This is a genomic window from Thermus sp. FJN-A (genome assembly GCF_054655095.1).
The window spans coordinates 1-468 of the sequence record NZ_BAAHSC010000084.1 but is presented as its reverse complement, the minus strand read 5'-3'; the positions used below and the strand labels follow the sequence as shown (position 1 = coordinate 468).

General features: G+C 72.6%; 1 protein-coding gene. It reads left to right on the top strand.

Translation table 11 applies throughout. The annotated features are described in order from the left end of the window. Positions 1–468, top strand: a 468-nt coding sequence (locus ACYQ0J_RS00445; RefSeq protein ID WP_460170251.1) for an ATP-binding protein, incomplete at both ends; no start/stop codon positions are given.

Below are 468 nucleotides of genomic sequence, written 5' to 3'. Positions count from 1 at the left end.
TAAGTATGTTCGTGGGCCGGAAGGAGGAGGGGCGGGCGGTCCTCCTCTCGGTGCGGGCCGGGAGGGGGGTGGTGCTCTCCGCCCCGCCGGGGTACGGGAAGACGGCGCTCCTCAGGGAGCTCCTCCCCGCCCTCGAGGCCTGGGCCCCCGTGGTGTGGACGGAGCGGGTGGCCCCCTTCGGGACCTTCCTGAAGGACCTCTTCCGGGGGCTTTGGGACGCCGGAATCCCGGTGGAAGGGGTGGGGCGGGGGAGGGACCTCGAGGCCGACCTCAAGGCCTGGCAGAGGCGCTACCCGGGGAACGAGGAGAAGGCGAGGAGCCTCCTCAAGGCCCTCAAGCGCCCCGAAGGGGTGAACCCCGTCACCCTCGTCGTGGACGACGCCACGGGCCTCACCCCCAGTGTGGTCCCCTGGCTGGTGGCCTTCGCCGAGGTGGCCACCCTGGTCCTGGCCGTCCACCCGGAGACCC